Here is a 20439-nt window from a genome sequence, read left to right on the forward strand (position 1 = left end):
ACCGAATGAGTCAACTGCTGAGGGTCCAGAACTTCAACGTGTCGCGTGACGGGTTCGGTGCCGGTGACGGCCAGAGCTTCGAGAGGCCGTTCGGTCACGCCGACCCTGGTGTCCTGTTCGCGTGGGCGGGTGCCACGGCGAGTTGGCACATGCGCACCGGCCCCGGCGGGAGCCGCGGCCTCGACGACTACTTGATCCGCGACTATGACTGCAATATCGGTGCCGAGATCATGGGCCGTAACAAGTTCAGTCCGCATCGCGGGCCTTGGGCGGATTACGAGTGGCGCGGCTGGTGGGGCGACGAACCCCCGTTCCACACCCCGGTATTCGTGCTGACCCACCACGTCCGTCCGTCGTTCACGCTCTCCGACACCACGTTCCACTTCGTCGACACCGATCCGGCCACGGTCCTCGAGCAGGCGCGGGAGGCGGCGCAGGGTAAGGACGTCCGGCTCGGTGGCGGGGCGACCACCATCCGGGAGTTCCTCGACGCCGACCTCGTCGACACCCTGCACGTGGTGGTGTCACCGATCGAACTCGGATCCGGGGCGCGACTCTGGGAATCTCCCGACGAGTTGCTCGACCGGTTCCACTGCGACGTCGTGCCCAGCCCGAGCGGCGTGACCCACCACCTGTTCTGGCGGAAGTGACACAGGCGCACTTCGATATGGCCGAGGGACGAGGGCCCTACTCGTCCTGCTGTCGCCGGCCGGCTGATTCCAGCGCCGACCTCACCGACCGGTACTTCGATCCCCGACCTCGGTGAGCGCTCGTGTGATGCTCAGTGCGGTGGTGTGCACGGCGGGCCCGACGCGCCGGATGTCGACCTTGCCGATCCACCCGGACGCCGAGACGGCGGCCACCGGCGGACCGTCGTCGACGCGGACGGCACTGGCGACACACGCGACGCCGGGTGCCGACTCCTCGTGCTCGTACGCGATGCCGGTCGACGCGATCCGCCGCAACTGACGTACCAGCGCTCCGGGCGCGGTGATGGTGCGCGGACCCACCCGCGACAGCCCGGCCGCGACCACGGCCTCGAACGCCGCGGGCGGTGATCCCGCGAGCAGAGCCTTGCCCACCCCCGTCGCGTGTGCGGGGAGACGCCCACCCACGCCGGACGGCAGCCACGGCGCATCCCGCCCCGGGAGGATCTCGACGTACACCACCTCGGCCCCGTCGAGGATCGCCAGGTGCACCGTCTGCCGTGTCGCTTCCCGCAGGTCGGCGAGGAACGGCAGCGCCACCTCCCGGACCGAACGTCGCCGCGACGCCCGTTCCCCGAGTTCGAACAGCCGCAGTCCGAGCCCTACCTTGACGCCGCTGCGCTCGAGAAACCCGACGCCCTCCATCTCCTTCACCAGCCGCGACACCGTCGCCTTCGGGATCCCGGTGCGCCGGGTCAACTCGTTGACACCCAGCGTCGTGTCGGTGGGACCGAACGCCGCGAGCAGATCCGATATCCGCCGGACCACCGACGTCGGCTCGTCACCCGCTGCCGAAGTGTTCCGTTCTACGGGACTCATTCGTTGAGTATCCCCATTCGGCCCAGCACAGTACAAGCAGCAACGCGCGCAACGTCCCACTCGAACCAGCCCACAGCGAGGTCATCGATGCCACCCACTACCTCTACGGCCCTCCCGAATTCGTCGATTCAGGCCGCCGCGGAGCGGCTCACGGCCGCGACCGCACGACCGTGTGCGCCCGTGCGGGACCTGCTCGGGACCACCGACATCGGCGCGGCGTATGCCGTGCAGCAGCTGCTGACCGACCGGCGTCTCGCCGCCGGGGGGACGGTCACCGGCCGCAAGATCGGGTTGACCTCCCCCGCCGTGCAGCAGCAGCTCGGCGTCGACCAGCCCGATTTCGGGGTGCTGTTCGCCGACATGGACGTCACCGCCCTGCCCGAGGTGCCCAGCGGCCGGTTGCTGCAACCGAAGGCCGAGGCCGAGATCGCGTTCGTGCTCGGCGCCGACCTGATCGACGGCGACCTCGACGACACCCAGATCCGTGCCGCCGTGGCCCGCGCCGCCGCCGCGCTGGAGATCGTCGACTCGCGGATCGCCGACTGGGACATCACCATCACCGACACCGTCGCCGACAACGGCTCCTCCGGGTTGTACGTCCTCGGCGAGAACTGGCTCACCCTGGACGAATTCGAACCCCGCGACGTCGTGATGCGGCTGTACTCGGGCGACGCACTCGTCTCCGAGGGCACCGGCGCCGCCTGCCTCGGCGACCCCCTACAGGCCCTGGCCTGGCTCGCCCGCACCGCCCGCGAGTACGGGCAACCGCTGCGCGCCGGGCAGGTCATCCTCTCCGGCGCCCTCGGCCCGATGGTCCCCACCCCACCCGGCACCACCGTCCGCGCCGAACTGTCCACCCTCGGCACCGTCACCGCCACCTTCTCGAAGGGCACCCACTCATGAGCGAGACCCCCACGATCAAGGTCGCGATCATCGGCTCCGGCAACATCGGCACCGACCTGATGATCAAGGTCCTGCGCAACTCCGACATCCTCGAGATGGGCGCGATGGTCGGCATCGACCCGAACTCCGACGGCCTCGCCCGCGCCGCCCGCCTGAACGTCCCGACCACCGCAGACGGCGTCCGGGGTCTGATCGCCCTCGACACCTTCGCCGACATCGACATCGTCTTCGACGCCACCTCCGCCGGGGCCCACCGGGCCAATGTCGCCGCCCTCGCCCCCTACGGGAAGAAGCTGGTGGACCTCACCCCGGCCGCGATCGGCCCGTACGTGGTGCCGCCGGTCAACCTCGAGCAGCACCTCGACGGGGACGTCGACAACGTCAACATGGTCACCTGCGGCGGGCAGGCCACCATCCCCATGGTCGCCGCCATCTCCGCCGTCACCGCGGTCGCCTACGCCGAGATCGTCGCGTCCATCGCGTCGAAGTCCGCTGGCCCCGGCACCCGGGCGAACATCGACGAGTTCACCGAAACCACGTCGCACGCCATCGAACAGGTCGGCGGCGCGGCCCGCGGCAAGGCGATCATCGTCCTCAACCCCGCCGAACCACCCCTGCTGATGCGCGACACCGTCCTCGCCCTCATCGGCGACGCCGACCACGACGCCATCCGCGCCTCGATCACCGAGATGGCCGCCCGCGTCGCCGAGTACGTGCCCGGGTACCGGCTCAAGCAGGACGTCCAGTTCACCCCGATCCCCGACGGCGAACCCGTCCACACCCTGCTCCCCGACGGCACCGGACCGGTCACCACCAAGGTGTCGGTGTTCCTCGAGGTCGAGGGCGCCGCCCATTACCTGCCCGCCTACGCCGGCAACCTCGACATCATGACCTCCGCCGCCCTGCGCACCGCGGAATCCATCGCCCGACGCATCCAGAACACGATCCCCGCGGAGGTCGCACCATGACCAAGCTCTACATCCAGGACGTCACCCTGCGTGACGGCATGCACGCCGTCCGGCACCGCATCACCCCCAGCGACGTCGGCCGGATCGTCGCCGCCCTCGACGCCGCCGGGGTAGACGCCATCGAGGTCGCGCACGGCGACGGTCTCGCCGGCGGCTCCCTCAACTACGGGCCCGGCTCCAACACCGACTGGGAGTGGATCGAGGCCGCCGCCGACAACCTCACCCACGCCACCCTGACGACCCTGCTGCTGCCCGGTATCGGCACCATCGCCGAACTCGAACAGGCCCACAAGCTCGGGGTCCGCTCCATCCGGATCGCCACCCACTGCACCGAGGCCGACGTCGCCGCCCAGCACATCACCAAGGCCCGCGAACTCGGCATGGACGTCTCCGGGTTCCTGATGATGAGCCACATGACCCCCGCCGACAACCTCGCCAAGCAGGCGAAGTTGATGGAATCGTATGGGGCGCACTGTGTGTACGTCACCGACTCCGGTGGCCGGCTCACCATGAACGGTGTCCGCGACCGGGTCCGCGCCTACCGCGACATCCTCGACCCCGGCACCCAGATCGGCATCCACGCCCACGAAAACCTGTCGCTGTCCGTCGCGAACAGTGTCGTCGCCGTCGAAGAAGGCGTCACCCGCGTCGACGCCTCCCTCGCCGGGCACGGCGCCGGCGCCGGCAACTGCCCGATCGAAGCGTTCGTCGCCGTCGCCAACCTCCACGACTGGGAGCACGGGTCCGACCTGTTTGCGCTGCAGGACGCCGCCGACGACCTCGTCCGGCCCCTGCAGGACCGGCCCGTGCGCGTGGACCGGGAAACCCTCACCCTCGGCTACGCCGGCGTCTACTCCAGCTTCCTCCGGCACGCCGAAACCGCCTCGAAGAACTACGGCATCGACGTCCGCACCATCCTCCAAGAAGTCGGCAAACGCGGCCTCGTCGGCGGACAGGAAGACATGATCACCGACATCGCCCTCGATGTGCTTCGCACCCGTGAGTACTTGTTAACCACGGGCGGTTAATAAGTACTCACGGGCGCGGAGCGCATGGCGCACACCTTCGCCGTAGGCGGGATCGGCTTGGGTGCAGTGGGCGATGTGGCGTTCGATGACGGCCACCGACGCCCCGGTGATGGCGCGGGCGGTGTTCTCGAACAGTGCAGTCTGCTGCTCGGCGTTCATGCTGCGGAAGAGGTTCCCGGGCTGTTCGAAGTAGTTGTCGTCGTCTGCGCGGTAGTCGAACCGGTCGGCGACGGCACCCACTCCGAGCGGCGGTTCGGCGTAGCTGGGCTGGTCGGCAAACCGGCCGTGGGAGTTGGGTTCGATGCTCGGGATGCTGCCCTGGTTGCCGTCCACTCGCATGGCACCGTCCCGGTGGAAGGAATTGACGTGCGCTGCGCCTCTCGGGCAGTTGACCGGGATCTGGTGATGGTTGACGCCGAGGCGGTAGCGGGCGGCGTCGCCGTACGAGAACAGTCTGCCTTGGAGCATGCGGTCCGGGGAGAATCCGATGCCGGGAACGATGTTCGCCGGGGAGAACGCCGCCTGTTCGACGTCGGCGTGGTAGTTCTCCGGGTTGCGGTTCAGTTCGAGTTCGCCGACCTCGATGAGGGGGTAATCCTTCTTCGACCACACCTTGGTGAGGTCGAAGGGATGGTAGCGGTAGGTCTGGGCGTCCGCTTCGGGCATGATCTGGACGAAGAGGGTCCACTTCGGGTAGTTGCCCTCCTCGATTGCGTTGAAGAGGTCGCGCTGCGCCGACTCGCGGTCGCCGGCGACGACGACGGCGGCTTCTTCGTCGGTGAGGTTCTTGATGCCCTGCTGGGTGCGGAAATGGAATTTCACCCAGGAGCGTTCCCCGGCGTCGTTGACGAACGAGTAGGTGTGTGAGCCGAAGCCGTGCATGTGCCGGTAGCCGTCGGGGATGCCGCGGTCGGACATCACGATGGTGATCTGGTGCAGGGCCTCGGGGAGATTGGTCCAGAAGTCCCAGTTATTCTGCGCCGAGCGAAGATTGGACTTCGGGTCGCGTTTGACCGCGTGGTTGAGGTCGGGGAACTTGAGGGGGTCGCGGAAGAAGAAGACGGGGGTGTTGTTGCCGACGACGTCCCAGTTGCCCTGTGCGGTGTAGAAGCGGACGGCGAAGCCGCGGATGTCGCGTTCGGCGTCGGCGGCGCCGCGCTCGCCCGCGACGGTGGAGAATCGCAGGAAGATCTCGGTCTGTTTGCCGACTTCGGAGAAGACGTCGGCATTGGTGTGCGCGGTGATGTCGTGGGTGACGCGGAAGGTGCCGAAGGCGGCGGAGCCTTTGGCGTGCATCCGGCGTTCGGGGATGACTTCGCGGTCGAAGTGCGCGAGCTTCTCGAGGAACCAGACGTCCTGCAAGAGCATCGGACCGCGCGCGCCGGCGGTGAGACTGTTCTGGTTGTCGGGTACCGGTGCACCGGCGACGGTGGTGAGTCCGTTCGGGTTGGTCATCGATTTCTCCTGTCTGTCACCCGGCGCTGGTCGGGTGAATGTGGTTCGGCGAGAGCTTCCCTCAGGACCGAGCGCGATGGCGTCTCAATTTGACATCCCCCGGTGAGCCCGTTCGGAACACGATGCCGAACTCGCGGATCGTGCGGTAGATCGTCGCCCGTCGCCCGTCACCCGCCACGCCTGGATGTGATAGCCGTCTCACACTGAGACGGTCGAGAGCTGGGTCACACGGTTCAATTCATTGCACAACGTCCCCCGCAGCCGGCACCCGGCCGGCTCTTGATCCAGGAGGCGCACATTGAGTAGGCAAAGCCTGACAAAGGCCCACGCGAAGATCACCGAACTGTCCTGGGATCCGACATTCGCAACCCCGGCCACCCGGTTCGGCACCGACTACACCTTCGAGAAGGCTCCGAAGAAGGATCCTCTCAAGCAGATCATGCGGTCCTACTTCCCGATGGAGGAGGAGAAGGACAACCGCGTGTACGGCGCCATGGACGGTGCCATCCGCGGCAACATGTTCCGCCAGGTGCAGCAACGGTGGCTCGAATGGCAGAAGCTGTTCCTGTCGATCATTCCGTTCCCCGAGATCTCGGCCGCCCGAGCGATGCCGATGGCCATCGACGCCGTCCCCAACCCGGAGATCCACAACGGTCTCGCGGTGCAGATGATCGACGAGGTGCGTCACTCGACGATTCAGATGAACCTCAAGAAGCTGTACATGAACAACTACATCGACCCGGCCGGGTTCGACATGACGGAGAAGGCGTTCGCGAACAACTACGCGGGCACCATCGGCCGGCAGTTCGGCGAAGGATTCATCACCGGTGACGCGATCACCTCGGCAAACATCTACCTGACCGTGGTCGCCGAGACCGCGTTCACGAACACCCTGTTCGTCGCCATGCCCGACGAGGCCGCCGCCAACGGTGACTACCTGTTGCCGACCGTCTTCCACTCGGTGCAGTCCGACGAGTCGCGGCACATCTCCAACGGTTACTCGATCCTGCTGATGGCCCTCGCCGACGAGCGGAATCGCCCACTGCTCGAACGCGACCTGCGGTACGCATGGTGGAACAACCACTGCGTCGTCGACGCCGCAATCGGCACCTTCATCGAATACGGCACCAAGGACCGCCGCAAGGACCGGGAGAGCTACGCCGAAATGTGGCGTCGCTGGATCTACGACGACTACTACCGCAGCTACCTCATCCCGCTCGAGAAGTACGGCCTGACGATTCCGCACGACCTGGTCGAGGAGGCGTGGAAGCGCATCACGGACAAGGGTTACGTCCACGAGGTGGCCCGGTTCTTCGCCACCGGTTGGCCGGTCAACTACTGGCGTATCGATGCCATGACCGACAAGGACTTCGAGTGGTTCGAGCACAAGTACCCGGGCTGGTACTCGAAGTACGGCAAGTGGTGGGAGGAGTACAACCGGCTCGCCTACCCCGGTCGCAACAAGCCGATCGCATTCGAAGAGGTCGGGTACCAGTACCCGCACCGGTGCTGGACCTGCATGGTGCCCGCCCTCATCCGCGAAGACATGGTCGTCGAGAAGGTAGACAACCAGTGGCGGACCTATTGCTCGGAAACCTGCTACTGGACCGACGCCGTCGCGTTCCGTGAGGAATACCAGGGTAAGCCGACCCCGAACATGGGACGGCTCACCGGGTTCCGTGAATGGGAGACCCTGCACCACGGCAAGGACCTCGCCGACATCGTCTCCGATCTCGGTTACGTCCGCGACGACGGCAAGACCCTGGTCGGTCAGCCGCACCTCGATCTGGACGACCCGAAGAAGCTGTGGACCCTCGACGACGTGCGGGGCAACACCTTCCAGAGCCCGAACGTGCTGTTGAACCAGATGTCCGACGCCGAACGCGACGCTCACATCGCCGCGTACCGCGCAGGCAGCACCGTTCCTGCCTGATCCAGGCTCGGTGGGTGGCGCCGCGGCCACTTCCGGCGCCACCCACCGCTTCACCATTCACTTCACAAGCCCAGGAGAATCCCCCGTGGCCGACAAGCACCGTATCAACTTCGAGCCCGTCGACATCGAGATGGAAGTTGGCGAAGACGAGTACATCCTCGACGCCGCATTCCGGCAAGGCATCCACCTGATGCACGGCTGCCGCGAGGGGCGGTGCTCGGCCTGCAAGTCGTTCGTCCTGGACGGCGACATCCAGATGGAGAACTACTCGACATTTGCGTGCAACGAATCCGAGGTCGACGAGGGGATGGTATTGCTCTGCCGCTCAACCGCGTACAGCGACTGCACGATCGAGCTGCTCAACTTCGACGAGGACGAACTCCTCGGCGGTGTCCCCATCCAGGATGTACGCACCCAGGTGACCGGGATCGAGTCGATGACCAAGGACATCGTCTCGCTGCGATTGCAGCCCGTCGAACCCGCCGCCTACGAGTTCAGGCCCGGCCAGTACGCGGACCTGAAGATCCCGGGGACCGAGGAACATCGGTCCTTCTCGATGGCAACGACACAGTCGACACCCGGCCATATCGAATTCCTCATCAAGAAGTATCCGGGCGGAAAGTTCGCCGGGCTGCTCGACAATGCCATCTCGGTCGGCGACGAGATCAGCTTGACCGGTCCCTACGGGTCGTTCACCCTCAAGGAAGGTCACGTCCTGCCGATCGTGTTGATCGGCGGCGGAGCCGGAATGGCCCCCGTCCTCTCACTCCTGCGGCACATGAGCGAGACGGGCAATACCCGACCGGTGCACTTCTACTACGGTGCCCGGACGCCCGCCGACCTGTTCTACGTCGACGAGATTCTCCGACTCGGAGAGGGACTCACGGATTTCACGTTCGTGGCCTGCCTGTCGGAATCGATGGTCCCACAGCCGGCGGGGTCGATCGTCGTCGAAGAAGGCAATGTCACCGACGTCGTGAGCCGCCGCGAACCGGACATCGGCAAGACCGAGGTCTATCTCTGCGGACCACCACCGATGGTCGACGCGGCGCTCGCCCTGCTCGAGGCCACCGGCACCCCGAGCGATCAGATCTTCTACGACAAGTTCACCAGCCCCGCCTTCGAGTAGCCCACCACAGGAATTCACAGCCCTCTTTCCCCGACAGAACTGAGAAACGAGATGACCGCAACCTCCGAGCCCAAGCAGCGGAGCTTTCCGAAGATCGAGTTCACCGACTCCGAAGCCGGTGCGCTGGAGTTCCCCAGCTCCCGCAGCCGTACGTTCAACTACTACACGCCGGCCAAGAAGCGGTCCACGATGTACGAGGACGTGACCGTCGACGTCCAACCCGACCCGGACCGCCACCTCTCCCAGGGGTGGATCTACGGATTCGGCAATGGACCGGGCGGATATCCGCAGGACTGGACCGTCGCGAAGTCGTCGAACTGGCATGCCTTCCTCGACCCGAACGAGGAGTGGGACCAGACGATCTTTCGCAACAACTCCAAGGTCGTCCACCAGGTCGAATTGTGCCTCTCCAACGCCAAGCGCGCCCGCGTCTACGACGCCTGGAACACCCCCTGGTTGACGTTCATCTCCCGCAATCTCGGCGCGTGGATGCATGCCGAGAACGGTTTGGCGTTGCATGTCTTCACGTCCATCCAGCGGTCCGGGCCGACCAACATGATCAACACGGCCGTCGCGGTGAATGCCGCCCACAAGATGCGCTTCGCCCAGGACCTGGCGTTGTTCAACCTGGACCTGTCCGAGGCCACCGAGGATTTCGACGGCGACGCGCACAAGGCCGTCTGGCAGTCGGCGCCCGAGTGGCAGCCGACCCGGGAGGTCGTCGAGCGGCTCACCGCCGTTCCGGATTGGTGTGAGCTTTTGTTCGGCTCCAACATCGTCTTCGAACAGCTGGTCGGTTCGCTGTTCCGCACGGAACTGGTCATGCAGATCGCCGCAGGCAACGGCGACTACATCACCCCCACGATCGTCGGCACCGGTGAGCACGACTACGACCGCGACCTCGCGTACACCCGTAACCTGTTCCGGTTGCTCACCCGCGACCCCGAGCACGGTGAGTCGAACAAGGAACTGTTCGGCACGTGGCTGGCCACCTGGGTGCCCCGCTGCCTCGACGCCGCCCGCGCGCTGCAACCGATCTGGTCGCAGCCCGCCGACAAGGCTGTCACCTTCGCCGACAGTCTCGACGCCGCCACGGCGAAGTTCCGTTCCCTGCTCGAGGAGATCGGGCTCGACATCCCCAAGGAGTTGGACCAGTGAGCATGCAATTCGGATCGTCCACCGAGTTCTCCAACATGTGCGGCGTCACGTTGATGAACACCCCGATCGGCCGGGTCGTCGCGGAGGTGATGGGCGCGAAGGACGGTGTGGAGCTGACCGAGTACCCGTCGATGATCCGCGTCGACGGCCAGAAGCTGCTCGACTTCGACTACGAGGAACTGACCGACGCCCTGGGGCAGGATTTCGACGGCTCGATCTTCGAGGAGATCAGCTCCACCCACTACGGGCGCATGGTCCACCTCGACGAGAAGACCCTACTGTTCGCCAGCCCCGAGGATGCCGCCGAGTACATCGGATTCGACCTCACGGAGCACTAGACCGCAGTTGTCCGGGCCGACGCCGCCGACCGAACAGTGGTGGGCGGCGCCGGTTGACCGAGAGGCAACCCGGGAAGCGGTGGCTGCTTCGCCAACCCCTCAGAGAATGAGATCACTGTGAAAGCACTTGTGTTCCAAGGTACGGGCACGATGTCGTGGACCGATGTGCCCGACGCACGCCTGATCGACCCCACTGACGTAGTGGTCCGCGTCGATACCACCACGATCTGCGGTACCGACCTGCACATTCTCGGGGGAGATGTGCCCGCCGTCATCCCCGGCCGCGTGCTCGGGCACGAGGCGGTCGGCGTCATCACCGAAGTCGGGTCGGCGGTGACGTCGCTCGCGATCGGGGACCGAGTACTGGTGCCGGCCATCACTTCCTGCGGTAAGTGCGGTCCCTGCAAGACCGCCATGCCCTCACATTGCGCCTCGGTCGGTGGTATCGGCTGGATCTTCGGACACCTCATCGACGGCACGCAGGCCGAGTACGTTCGCGTGCCGTACGCCGAGACCAGTGTCCATGTGCTGCCCGACGCCGTCGCCAACGAGCAGGCCATCTTCCTGGCCGACATTCTGCCCACCGGATTCGAGATCGGTGTGCAGAACGGTCACGTACAACCGGGTGACACCGTTGTCGTCGTCGGTGTCGGACCGGTCGGGCTCGCCTCGATCCGTACCGCTGGTCTCTACGGCGCCGCCACCGTCGTAGCGGTCGATCTCTCCGAGGCGAGACTGAAGCGGTCACTGAGTTTCGGTGCCGACGAGACGATCAACAGCGGCACCGAGGACGTCCGCGCCCGAGTTCTCGAACTCACCAATGGTCTGGGCGCACATGTGGTGGTCGAAGCGGTCGGAATTCCCGCGACCTTCGAACTGTGCACAACGCTGGTGCGTCCCGGAGGTCGCATTGCCAACGTCGGTGTGCACGGCAAGCCCGTCGACCTGCATCTCGAAGACCTGTGGATCAACAACATCACGATCACCACGGGACTCGTCAACGGCACCACCATTCCGACCCTGCTGGACCTGCTGGCCAACGGCAAACTCGACGCCGGCGCCTTCAGCACTCATTCCTTCGGTCTCGACCAGATGATCGACGCGTAYGACGTCTTCGCGCACGCGGACTCACACGATGCCTTGAAGGTGACCATCAGCCGATGAATGCCGCTACGGGAGTTCCGTAGTCAATTCTGTACCAATAGTTCCCGAGCATTGGAGACTCCAGCATGTATGAGAAGAACGGCGAAAAGTACTTCATCGTCGACGGGCACGTGCATATCTGGGACGGCCGCGAGTCGAACCAGAAGAACGTGCACGGCAAACAGTTCATCGATTGCTTCTACGACTACCACAAGAACCTCAGCCCCGAAGAGGTCGTGTGGGACTACGACACCTACACGTACTACGGCAGCGAACGCTTCGAGCGCGACCTCTTCGTGGACGGATACGTCGACCACGCGATCTTCCAGGCCACCCTGCTGAGCGACTTCTACCACAACGGATTCGGGCAGACGGACGAAGCGCTGGCCCTGGTCGCAAAGAATCCGGGCAAGCTCACCTACAACCACGCCTACGACCCGCGTCACGAGGAAGCCGGTCTCGAACAGCTCCGCAGGGACGCGGACCGGATGAACCTGCAGGGCGTCAAGCTCTACACCGCCGAATGGCACGGCGACTCCCGCGGCTACAAACTCGACGACCCGTGGTCGCGGCGCTACCTCGAAGAGTGCATCACGCTGGGGATCAAGAACATTCACGTCCACAAGGGCCCGACGATCCGTCCCCTGGACCGCGACGCGTTCGACGTCTCCGACGTCGACAAGGTCGCCACCGACTACCTGGACCTGCGATTCGTCGTCGAGCACGTGGGCCTGCCGCGGCTCGAGGACTTCTGCTGGATCGCCACCCAGGAGTCGAATGTGTACGGTGGCCTGGCCGTTGCCCTGCCGTTCATCCACACCCGGCCCCGCTATTTCGCCCAGATCATCGGCGAACTGCTCTATTGGATCGGCGAGGACAAGATCCTCTTCGGCAGCGACTACGCGCTGTGGACCCCGAAGTGGCTGATCGAGAAGTTCGTCGACTTCCAGATCCCCGAGGACATGCAGAGCGAGTACGCCCCGATCACCGTGGAGCAAAAGCAGAAGATTCTCGGCCTCAACGCGGCAGCGCTGTACGACATCGACGTTCCCGCCGACCTGCAACTGGCCGAACCGGCCGGGCAGGAAGGTGTGGAGGCCGCCGCCGGGGCGCGAGAGCCGGAATCCGTACCGTCATGACCGCCGCCGTCGTCTGCACCGAAGAGGACGTCCTGATGGCCCTGTCGACGGTCAGCGACCCGGAACTGGACGAACCCATCACCGATCTCGGGTTCGTCCGGTCGGTCACCCTCGACGACGACGGGGTCACCGTGCACCTGCGGTTGCCCACCGCGTTCTGCTCGCCGAACTTCGCCTACCTCATGGCCTCCGATTCCCTCGACGCGCTGCGTCTGATCGAGGACATCGGTGAGGTGCGGGTGCTGCTCGACGACCATCACGACAGCGACAAGATCAACGCCGGCCTCGCCGCCGACGCCGGATACGTCGGGACGTTCGGTTCCGAGGCGGAGGACAGTCTGCACGAGTTGCGCCGAACGTTCCGGTCCAAGGCGCACGCCGCCGCGATGGAACGCTGCGTGGAGGCGCACCTGAAGACCACCGATCTGGGTGTGAACGAGATCTACCGGCTCACTCTCAGCGACCTCGCTTCGGGAAAATCCAAGGCCGCGCTGCTGCGCCGCCGGATCGGCATCGGGTTGAGCATCTGCCCGGCCAGTCGGGTGTTCGTCGACGACGACGGCAAGCGCATCCCCCCGGAATCGGTGCCGCTGCGACTGCGCTTCGCCAAATCGGTGCGCATCTCGATGGAGGGCAACGCCCACTTCTGCCGCGGCCTGCTCGCCACCCGCTACGCCGACACCGAATCCGTCGGCGCCACACCGCGAATCACCAACCTCAGAACCAGGAGCCCGCGATGAAGGCCGTGCAAGTGGTGGGATACCACACCAAACTGCAGCTCACCGACATTCCCGAACCCACGGTCGAGGGCCCCCTCGACGTCGTCGTGCGCATCGGCGGCGCAGGCGTGTGCCGCACCGATCTGCACATCCTCGAGGGGCAGTGGGAGGAGAAATCCGGTGTCGCGCTGCCGTACACGATCGGCCACGAAAACGCCGGCTGGGTCCACGCCGTCGGCGATGCCGTCACCAACGTCGCGGTCGGCGACAAGGTGATCCTGCACCCCCTGATCACGTGCGGGCTGTGCCGGGCATGCCGATTCGGTGACGACGTCCACTGCGAGAACAGCCAGTTCCCCGGTATCGACGTCAACGGCGGCTACGCCGAGTACCTGCGCACCACCGCCCGTAGCGTCGTGAAGATCGACGACACGCTCGAACCGGCGGACGTCGCCGCACTCGCCGACGCCGGCCTGACCGCGTACCACGCGGTTGCCAAGGCCGCGAACACGACCCGGCCCGGGGACGTCTGCGTGGTGATCGGGGCCGGCGGCCTCGGCCACATCGGCATCCAGGTCCTCAAAGCCATCTCCGGCGTCACCGTCGTCGTGCTCGACCGCAACCCCGAAGCCGTCGAACTGGCCGTGAAGATCGGTGCCGACCACGGCATCGTCGCCGACGGCACCCACATCCAGCAGGTACTCGACCTGACCGGCGGACACGGCGCCGAGGCCGTCGTCGACTTCGTCGGCGAAGGCGGCGCCACCCGGGAAGGCATCGCGATGCTGCGCCGCGCCGGGAACTATTACGTCGTCGGATACGGCGAGAACATCGACGTCCCGACCATCGATGTGATCTCCACCGAGATCAACTTCATCGGAAACCTCGTCGGCTCCTACAACGACCTCCAGGAGCTCATGACCCTTGCCGCCCAGGGCAAGGTCACGTTGCACACAACCCGGTACCGGCTCGAGGACTTCCAGCAAGCCCTCGACGATCTCGATGCCGGGCGGGTGCGCGGCCGGGCGATTCTCGTCCCGTAGCACGCCGCATTCTCCGCATAAGAAAAGTAGGAAAGGACCATCAGCCATGGCAAAAGAGCTGCGGTACAACACGGACGCCCGAGCCCGACTCGAACACGGCGTCAACGCCCTCGCCGACGCGGTCAAGGTGACCCTCGGCCCCAAGGGGCGCAACGCGGTGCTCGAGAAACTCACCGGGCCGCCGACCATCACCAACGACGGCGTGACCATCGCGCGCGAGATCCAGCTCCGCGAACCGTTCGCGAACATGGGCGCCCAGCTGGTGAAGGAGGTGGCGATGAAGACCAACGGTGTCGTCGGCGACGGCACCACCACCGCAACCGTGCTCGCCCAGGCCATGGTCCGTGAGGGGCTGCGCTCCGTCGAGGCCGGAGCCAACCCCATGCGGGTCCGACGCGGCATCGAACGAGCCGTTTCCGTCGTCGTCGACTCCCTCCGCGAGCAGGCCTCGCAGATCGGCGGCCAGAGCGATCTGCAACGCATCGCGACGCTCGCCGCCAGCGACGACGACGTGATCGGACACGCCATCTCGAAGGCCGTCGACTACGTCGGCAAGTCCGGAGTGGTCACCACCGAGGAAAGCGACACCCTCGGGTTGTCGGTCGACATCGTCGACGGCATCGAGTTCGACCACGGTTACACCTCGGGGTACATGGTCACCGACCCGGAGCGGATGGAAGCGGTCCACACCAATCCGCTGATCCTGCTGACCAACAAGAAGATCACCCAGGTCCAGGAGATCATGCCGGCCGTCGAGGTCGCCAAGCGCGCCGACCGGCCGCTGGTGGTGCTCGCCGAGGAGGTCGACGGACCGGCCCTGCAACTGCTCGTCGGCGGCAACATGCACAAGACGATGCAGTCGGTGGTCGTTCGGGCCCCCGGTTTCGGGCACCGTCGGGTCGCCGAGCTCGAAGACCTCGCGGTGGCGCTCGGTGGGCACGTGATCGCCAAGGACACCGGGATCGAACTGTCCGAGGTCAGCGTCGAGCATCTCGGTTCGTGTGACCGGATCACGGTGACCGAGAACGAGACCACGATCGTCGGTGGCCACGGCGACCAGCGCCTCCTCGACGCGCGCATCGCCCAATTGGAGTCCCAGCTCGAGCGCGCCAAGATCGAGGCAGATCAGGAAAGCCTCGAACTGCGTATCGCCCGGCTCACCGGGCGGGTCGCCGTCATCCGCGTCGGCGGCGCGACCAGTGTCGAACTCAAGGAGCGGATGCTGCGCGTCGAGGACGCCCTGGCCGCCACCCGCGCGGCGGTGGAGGCGGGCATCGTCTCCGGCGGTGGCACCGCGCTGGCACAGTCACACCGGGCACTCTCCGACCTCGACCTGTCCGGAGACGAGGCCATCGGGTGCGACGTCGTACGGCGCGCCCTCGCCGAACCGCTGCGCTGGATCGCGATCAACGCCGGATTCGACGGCGACGAAGTCGTCGAGGTGGTCGCCGGTCTCCCGCTCGGGCACGGATTCAACGCGCTCACCGGTGAATACGGAGACATGTTCGACGACGGGGTGATCGACCCGTTCAAGGTCACCCGCGCCGCACTCGAAAGTGCGGCCTCGATCGCGGCACTGCTGATCACCACCGAAACCGCTGTGGTGGAGGAGATCATCGGCAATCCCGGCGCCATCATGGCGCCCGGCTTCGGCGATCTCGCCGAAGGCATGGTTCGCCCGTCGAACATTTACTGATGCAGCCGAGTGGGTCGCCGCCACGACCGTCTGACGAGGCGGTGACCCGCTCTCGCTGCTCGCGCAAACCCACCCCTCCGGCGCCCGTATGCCCGAAAGAAAGTGAAGCATCGTGATTTTCATCGTGGTGAAGTTCAAGGTCCTCGACAAGCATCAGAACGACTGGCTGCTCGTCACCAAGGAGTTCACCGACGCGACCCGATCCGAACCGGGCAATCTGTGGTTCGAGTGGCACCGCAGCGCCGACGACCCCGCCGAATTCGTATTGATCGAGGCGTTCCGGGACGGGCAGGCCGGTTCTGACCACGTCGCCGCCGACCACTTCCGGAAGGGACTGGACGCGATGCGTCCCGCGCTGAGTGAGACACCGCGCATCATCCACACCGACCTACCCGGTACCGACTGGTCCCGCATGGGCGAACTGGAAATCACCTCGTAATCGATCCGAGCCGGCGCATCACATCCGGCCGGCAGGGAAGGACAAGGCATGACGGTCGTGACGAGCGGCCCCGTCGCGGATCTGATCGCGGAACTGGGCGATGCCGCGGTAACCGACAGCGACACCATGATCGCCTACACCCGCGATCAGGCGTTACTCTGCCCGTCCGGGCTTCCGCTCGCCGTCGTCCGCGCCCGGACCGTCGACCATGTCGTCGCGACTCTGAAAACAGCGCACCGACATGGTATTCCGGTCGTAACGAGAGGTGCGGGCACCGGGCTGGCCGGCGGAGCAAACGCTATCGACGGCTGCTTCGTGCTGAGTACCGAGAAACTCGACCGCATCCTCGCCGTCGACGAACAGTCCCGCACCGCCACGGTCGAGGCGGGAGTGATCAACGGTGACCTCGCGACCGCGGCGGCAGCGCGCGGACTGTGGTACGTCCCCGACCCCGGCAGTCGCGCCATCTCCACGATCGGCGGGAACCTCGCAACCGACGCCGGCGGCGCCTGCTGTGCAAAATACGGGGTCACCGGCGACCACGTCGCCCGGATCAAGGCGGTCCTCGCCGACGGCCGGATCATCCACACCGGCGCCGTCACCCGCAAGAATGTGGCCGGTTTGAACCTGACTCGACTACTGGTCGGGTCCGAGGGCACCCTGGCGGTGATCGTCGAGGCGACCATGCGGCTGCGCCGGACGCCGGTGCACACGGCCACCGTCGCCGCCGCCTTCCCCGATACCGTCCAGGCGGTCGACGCGGTGCTGGCGATTCAGGCGGTGGCCGACCCGAGCCTGGTCGAACTCATGGACCGCACCACCATCGCGGCCGTCAACGACATGACCCACATGGGTCTCGACGAGACGGCCGGCGCGCTGCTGCTGATCCAGTGCGACGGTGACGCCGCAGAGGCGGAAGCCCAGCGCAGCGCGGACGCCTGCCGCGCCGCCGCGGCCACCGAGTTGTACGTGAGCACCGACGCCGCCGAAGGTGACGCCCTCATGCAGGCGCGCCGTGTGGCGCTGACCGCCCTGGAACGCCGCGGCAGCACCCTGCTCGACGACCTGGCCGTGCCGGTCCCCCGGCTACCGCACATGCTCGAGGCCATTACCCGGATCGCCGACCGCCACCGACTGCTCATCGGCACGTTCGGGCACGCCGCCGACGGGAACCTCCACCCCACGATCGTGTTCGACGCGGCCGACCCCGACTCCGCCGACCGGGCCCATCGGGCCTTCGACGAGATGGTGACCCGATGTCTGGCGCTGGGCGGATCGATCACGGGCGAGCACGGCGTCGGCAGCCTCAAACGCCGCTACCTCGAACCCATGATCGGCTCGGTGGAGAGATCCCTGATGACAGGCATCAAGGCGGCGTTCGACCCGACCGGAATTCTGAACCCGGGCCGCGCGATATGACGACCACGACCCTGCATGCCCGGTCGACGCGGGACGACGACCTGGTCCTGGAATTCGGCACACGGTGGGCGGTGTTCGGCGGCGGCAACGCCGAAGACATCTTCATGACCTTCGGCTGGACGGAGGCGCGGTACTTCCGACGACTGCAGGTCCTGGCCGGGCGTCGGTTCTCGCCCCTCGACGCCTCACTCCGGCACCGTCTTCTCGCCGTCTGCACCGAGCGCATACAGCAGATCGATCATCCGCCCCACCCTGCGACGAAAGGCCCCGACCATGACAGCGCACCCCGGACGGCGGCGCGGCCGTCCCGCCACTGAACCCGGCCCTCCTCCGGTTCCGGGCACCCTCACACCGGCCGACCTCGCCAGCGTCCTCGAAGTACTGACCGGTACCCGGGCAGCGGTCGAACACCCCCCGACGGACCGTCTCATATTGAGACGCGTCTCACATCGAGACGACGTACGCTCAGGTTCATAGACCTGTGGAGAAACGGGGCGTAAACACGGCATGACCACCAAGGACCTGCAGAAGGCGCGAGAGCTGTTTCTCGCCGACAACGATCTCGACAGCTCCGTTCGCCAACCCATCTCGTTCTCCTGGCAACGATCGAAGTCGCTCAAGGTGAGCCCCGATCAGCTCGACCTCCCATTCGTCCGAGAGCCGAATCTGGACTGTCCTCTCGTCGCGGCCGCCGAACCCGTGTTGCGACAACTAGCGGACGGCCTGGTCGACGAACCGGTCAGCGTGATCCTGACGTCGGCTGACGGAGTGATCCTGACCAGGATCACCGCCAGCCGGCAACTCAATCGCACCCTCGACGACGTCCAACTGATACCCGGATACAGCTACTCGGAAGAGTTCGCCGGCACCAACGGCATCGGCACGACCCTGGAAACCCGCCAGCCCACCCTCGTCACGGGCGCCGAACACTATGCCGACTGCCTCGGGCAACTGGCCTGCGCGGGTGTCCCGATCACCCATCCGATGTCCGGCACTCTCGTGGGTGCACTCGATCTCACCGGCTGGGTAGAGGACGGCGGCCCGTTGCTGGCCACGCTCGCCAAATCCGCCACGGCTCAGATCGAAGGCCGTCTCCTGGCGCAGGCCAGCGCCGACCAGACCTCGTTGCTCAACGCGTATCTCAAGGCGTGTCGCCGATCGCCGCAGACCGGGGTGCTTGCGCTCGGAGACGATGTCGTCCTCGTCAACCGACGACTTCGCGTGGCGCTGGACGCCCAGGATCAGGCAGCGCTACTCGAACACGCCGTCGACCTGAGCAGCGTAAACGCCACCTATCGGCATATCGTCGCCCTGCCCAGCGGTCAGACGGCCAGGTTGTCCTCGATCGAGGACTTCGGGCTCGGAGCCCGCAGGCCGATGGCCTTGTTCTACGTACATCTCCTCGACGTCCCCACATCATCTGTCGCCTCTGCACCGGCAAGCGCCGTGCTTCCCGGCGTCACCGGCACCAGCGCGTCCTGGCGCCGCACTTGCCAGCAGATCGCTCGCTGCGCACGCGAGCAGCAGTGGGTCATCGTGTCGGGTGAGCCCGGAAGTGGTCGCGGATCCGCTCTCAAAGCTGTTGCCGTCGAGCATATTCCCATTCGAACCCGGATCTTCACGGCAGCCGAACTCTCCGACGACGGCACTGCGCTGCCGGCCCTCGAACAGGAACTCGACCAGGAACGATTCAGCGTGATCCTGCGCGACATCGACCTGCTCAGCGAGCCACAGCAGCGGGTTGTCGCCGACCTGATCCAAGGGCGCGAACATGCCGGATGGATCGGCGCGACCATCGGCGGCACCGATCACAACACCGATCTCGATGCACTGCTCCTTCCCCACTTCAGCCACACCGTCACGATGCCGGCCCTCCGGCATCGCATCGACGATCTGCACAGTCTGGTACCGCATCTGCTACGACAACTCGGTCGCGGCGCGGAGCTGTCCCTCTCGCCTGCGGCAATGCGCCAACTCTGCAAGTACAGTTGGCCCGGAAACGTCACCGAACTCCGGCAGGTCCTGCACGAGGTCGTCCAACGTCAGCGCTCCGGCGTCGTCGAAGTCGAGCAGCTGCCCCCGATGTGCCGGGCCCTGAGCCGGCACACCCTCACCCAGATCGAAGCCCTCGAACGCGACGCTATCGTGCGCAGCCTCGAAGAGAACCACGGCAACAAGAAGGCCGCGGCAACAGCTCTCGGCATCTCGCGCGCCACGATCTACCGCAAGATCAAGGAATTCGGCATCGACGTGTGACGCGCCGTTCGTCAGACAACCTATTGTCATCCCTCCGTTCGTGTCAGGAAATGAGACAGTCACCGCGCCGCAGTCGGCGGAACATGAGGTCAGACAGAAAAACCCACGCGGATCTCGACTCGTCGACGAGCAACCCCTTTCGGGTAC

General features: G+C 65.9%; 19 protein-coding genes. 17 read left to right on the plus strand and 2 right to left on the minus strand.

What is annotated here, in order from left to right:
* Positions 1-5 precede the first annotated feature (5 nt).
* Complete coding sequence (locus AC1DWT_RS09945) at positions 6-650, plus strand: dihydrofolate reductase family protein (protein ID WP_095865414.1); 645 nt, start codon at positions 6-8, stop codon at positions 648-650.
* A gap of 81 nt (positions 651-731) precedes the next feature.
* On the opposite strand, the gene AC1DWT_RS09950 is transcribed toward AC1DWT_RS09945, so the two are convergent.
* Entirely contained in the window at positions 732-1526 is a 795-nt protein-coding gene (locus AC1DWT_RS09950; protein WP_072942609.1) for an IclR family transcriptional regulator, read from the minus strand.
* A gap of 87 nt (positions 1527-1613) precedes the next feature.
* Between AC1DWT_RS09950 and AC1DWT_RS09955 the strand changes: the two genes are divergently transcribed.
* The 3 genes from AC1DWT_RS09955 to dmpG are packed head-to-tail and all read left to right on the plus strand — an operon-like array spanning position 1614 to position 4425.
* Complete coding sequence (locus AC1DWT_RS09955) at positions 1614-2429, plus strand: 2-keto-4-pentenoate hydratase (protein WP_072942608.1); 816 nt, start codon at positions 1614-1616, stop codon at positions 2427-2429.
* A complete protein-coding gene (locus AC1DWT_RS09960) occupies positions 2426-3397 on the plus strand; it encodes an acetaldehyde dehydrogenase (acetylating) (protein WP_072942606.1) in 972 nt (323 codons plus the stop codon). Before AC1DWT_RS09955 ends, AC1DWT_RS09960 begins: the two co-directional genes overlap by 4 nt.
* On the plus strand, positions 3394-4425 hold the full coding sequence (gene dmpG / locus AC1DWT_RS09965; protein WP_206014116.1) for a 4-hydroxy-2-oxovalerate aldolase: 1032 nt from the start codon (positions 3394-3396) through the stop codon (positions 4423-4425). Before AC1DWT_RS09960 ends, dmpG begins: the two co-directional genes overlap by 4 nt.
* Here the strand turns inward: dmpG and AC1DWT_RS09970 are convergent.
* The gene (locus AC1DWT_RS09970) at positions 4408-5880 is read right to left on the minus strand and encodes a catalase (protein ID WP_206014115.1); all 1473 of its coding nucleotides are present in this window, start codon (positions 5878-5880) and stop codon (positions 4408-4410) included. The genes dmpG and AC1DWT_RS09970 overlap by 18 nt on opposite strands.
* 298 nt (positions 5881-6178) lie before the next feature.
* On the opposite strand from AC1DWT_RS09970, the gene AC1DWT_RS09975 reads away from it, so the two are divergent.
* The 13 genes from AC1DWT_RS09975 to AC1DWT_RS10035 all read left to right on the plus strand — a co-directional run bounded on the left by AC1DWT_RS09975 (position 6179) and on the right by AC1DWT_RS10035 (position 20292).
* Positions 6179-7813: a ferritin family protein gene (locus AC1DWT_RS09975; protein WP_072942602.1), complete on the plus strand. Its 1635-nt coding sequence runs from the start codon at positions 6179-6181 to the stop codon at positions 7811-7813.
* Positions 7814-7898: 85 nt separating this feature from the next.
* The gene (locus AC1DWT_RS09980) at positions 7899-8942 is read left to right on the plus strand and encodes an FAD-binding oxidoreductase (RefSeq protein WP_072942600.1); all 1044 of its coding nucleotides are present in this window, start codon (positions 7899-7901) and stop codon (positions 8940-8942) included.
* A 51-nt stretch (positions 8943-8993) separates the two neighbouring features.
* Positions 8994-10100, plus strand: a complete 1107-nt coding sequence (locus AC1DWT_RS09985) for an aromatic/alkene monooxygenase hydroxylase subunit beta (RefSeq protein WP_072942598.1) — start codon at positions 8994-8996, stop codon at positions 10098-10100.
* Positions 10097-10438: a propane 2-monooxygenase effector subunit MimD gene (gene mimD, locus AC1DWT_RS09990; protein WP_072942597.1), complete on the plus strand. Its 342-nt coding sequence runs from the start codon at positions 10097-10099 to the stop codon at positions 10436-10438. Before AC1DWT_RS09985 ends, mimD begins: the two co-directional genes overlap by 4 nt.
* Positions 10439-10555: 117 nt before the next feature.
* Positions 10556-11602 (plus strand): zinc-binding dehydrogenase, encoded by a 1047-nt coding sequence (locus tag AC1DWT_RS09995; protein WP_206014114.1) that lies wholly within the window; start codon positions 10556-10558, stop codon positions 11600-11602.
* 65 nt (positions 11603-11667) lie between these two features.
* Complete coding sequence (locus AC1DWT_RS10000; protein WP_072942593.1) at positions 11668-12720, plus strand: amidohydrolase family protein; 1053 nt, start codon at positions 11668-11670, stop codon at positions 12718-12720.
* Positions 12717-13460, plus strand: coding sequence for an iron-sulfur cluster assembly protein (locus AC1DWT_RS10005; protein WP_206014113.1), 744 nt, complete (start codon positions 12717-12719; stop codon positions 13458-13460). Before AC1DWT_RS10000 ends, AC1DWT_RS10005 begins: the two co-directional genes overlap by 4 nt.
* Entirely contained in the window at positions 13457-14482 is a 1026-nt protein-coding gene (locus tag AC1DWT_RS10010; protein ID WP_072942590.1) for an NAD(P)-dependent alcohol dehydrogenase, read from the plus strand. The genes AC1DWT_RS10005 and AC1DWT_RS10010 overlap by 4 nt, the downstream gene beginning before the upstream one ends.
* A 46-nt stretch (positions 14483-14528) precedes the next feature.
* Positions 14529-16178, plus strand: a complete 1650-nt coding sequence (gene groL, locus AC1DWT_RS10015; protein ID WP_072942588.1) for a chaperonin GroEL — start codon at positions 14529-14531, stop codon at positions 16176-16178.
* A 112-nt stretch (positions 16179-16290) separates the two neighbouring features.
* Positions 16291-16617: a putative quinol monooxygenase gene (locus tag AC1DWT_RS10020; RefSeq protein WP_072942586.1), complete on the plus strand. Its 327-nt coding sequence runs from the start codon at positions 16291-16293 to the stop codon at positions 16615-16617.
* A 48-nt stretch (positions 16618-16665) separates the two neighbouring features.
* Entirely contained in the window at positions 16666-18036 is a 1371-nt protein-coding gene (locus tag AC1DWT_RS10025) for an FAD-binding oxidoreductase (RefSeq protein WP_072942585.1), read from the plus strand.
* Positions 18033-18353: a hypothetical protein gene (locus tag AC1DWT_RS10030; protein ID WP_095865404.1), complete on the plus strand. Its 321-nt coding sequence runs from the start codon at positions 18033-18035 to the stop codon at positions 18351-18353. The genes AC1DWT_RS10025 and AC1DWT_RS10030 overlap by 4 nt, the downstream gene beginning before the upstream one ends.
* Before the next feature lie 190 nt (positions 18354-18543).
* On the plus strand, positions 18544-20292 hold the full coding sequence (locus tag AC1DWT_RS10035) for a sigma-54-dependent Fis family transcriptional regulator (RefSeq protein ID WP_095865403.1): 1749 nt from the start codon (positions 18544-18546) through the stop codon (positions 20290-20292).
* Positions 20293-20439 lie beyond the last annotated feature (147 nt).

The organism is Rhodococcus sp. P4_B6 (assembly GCF_056402215.1).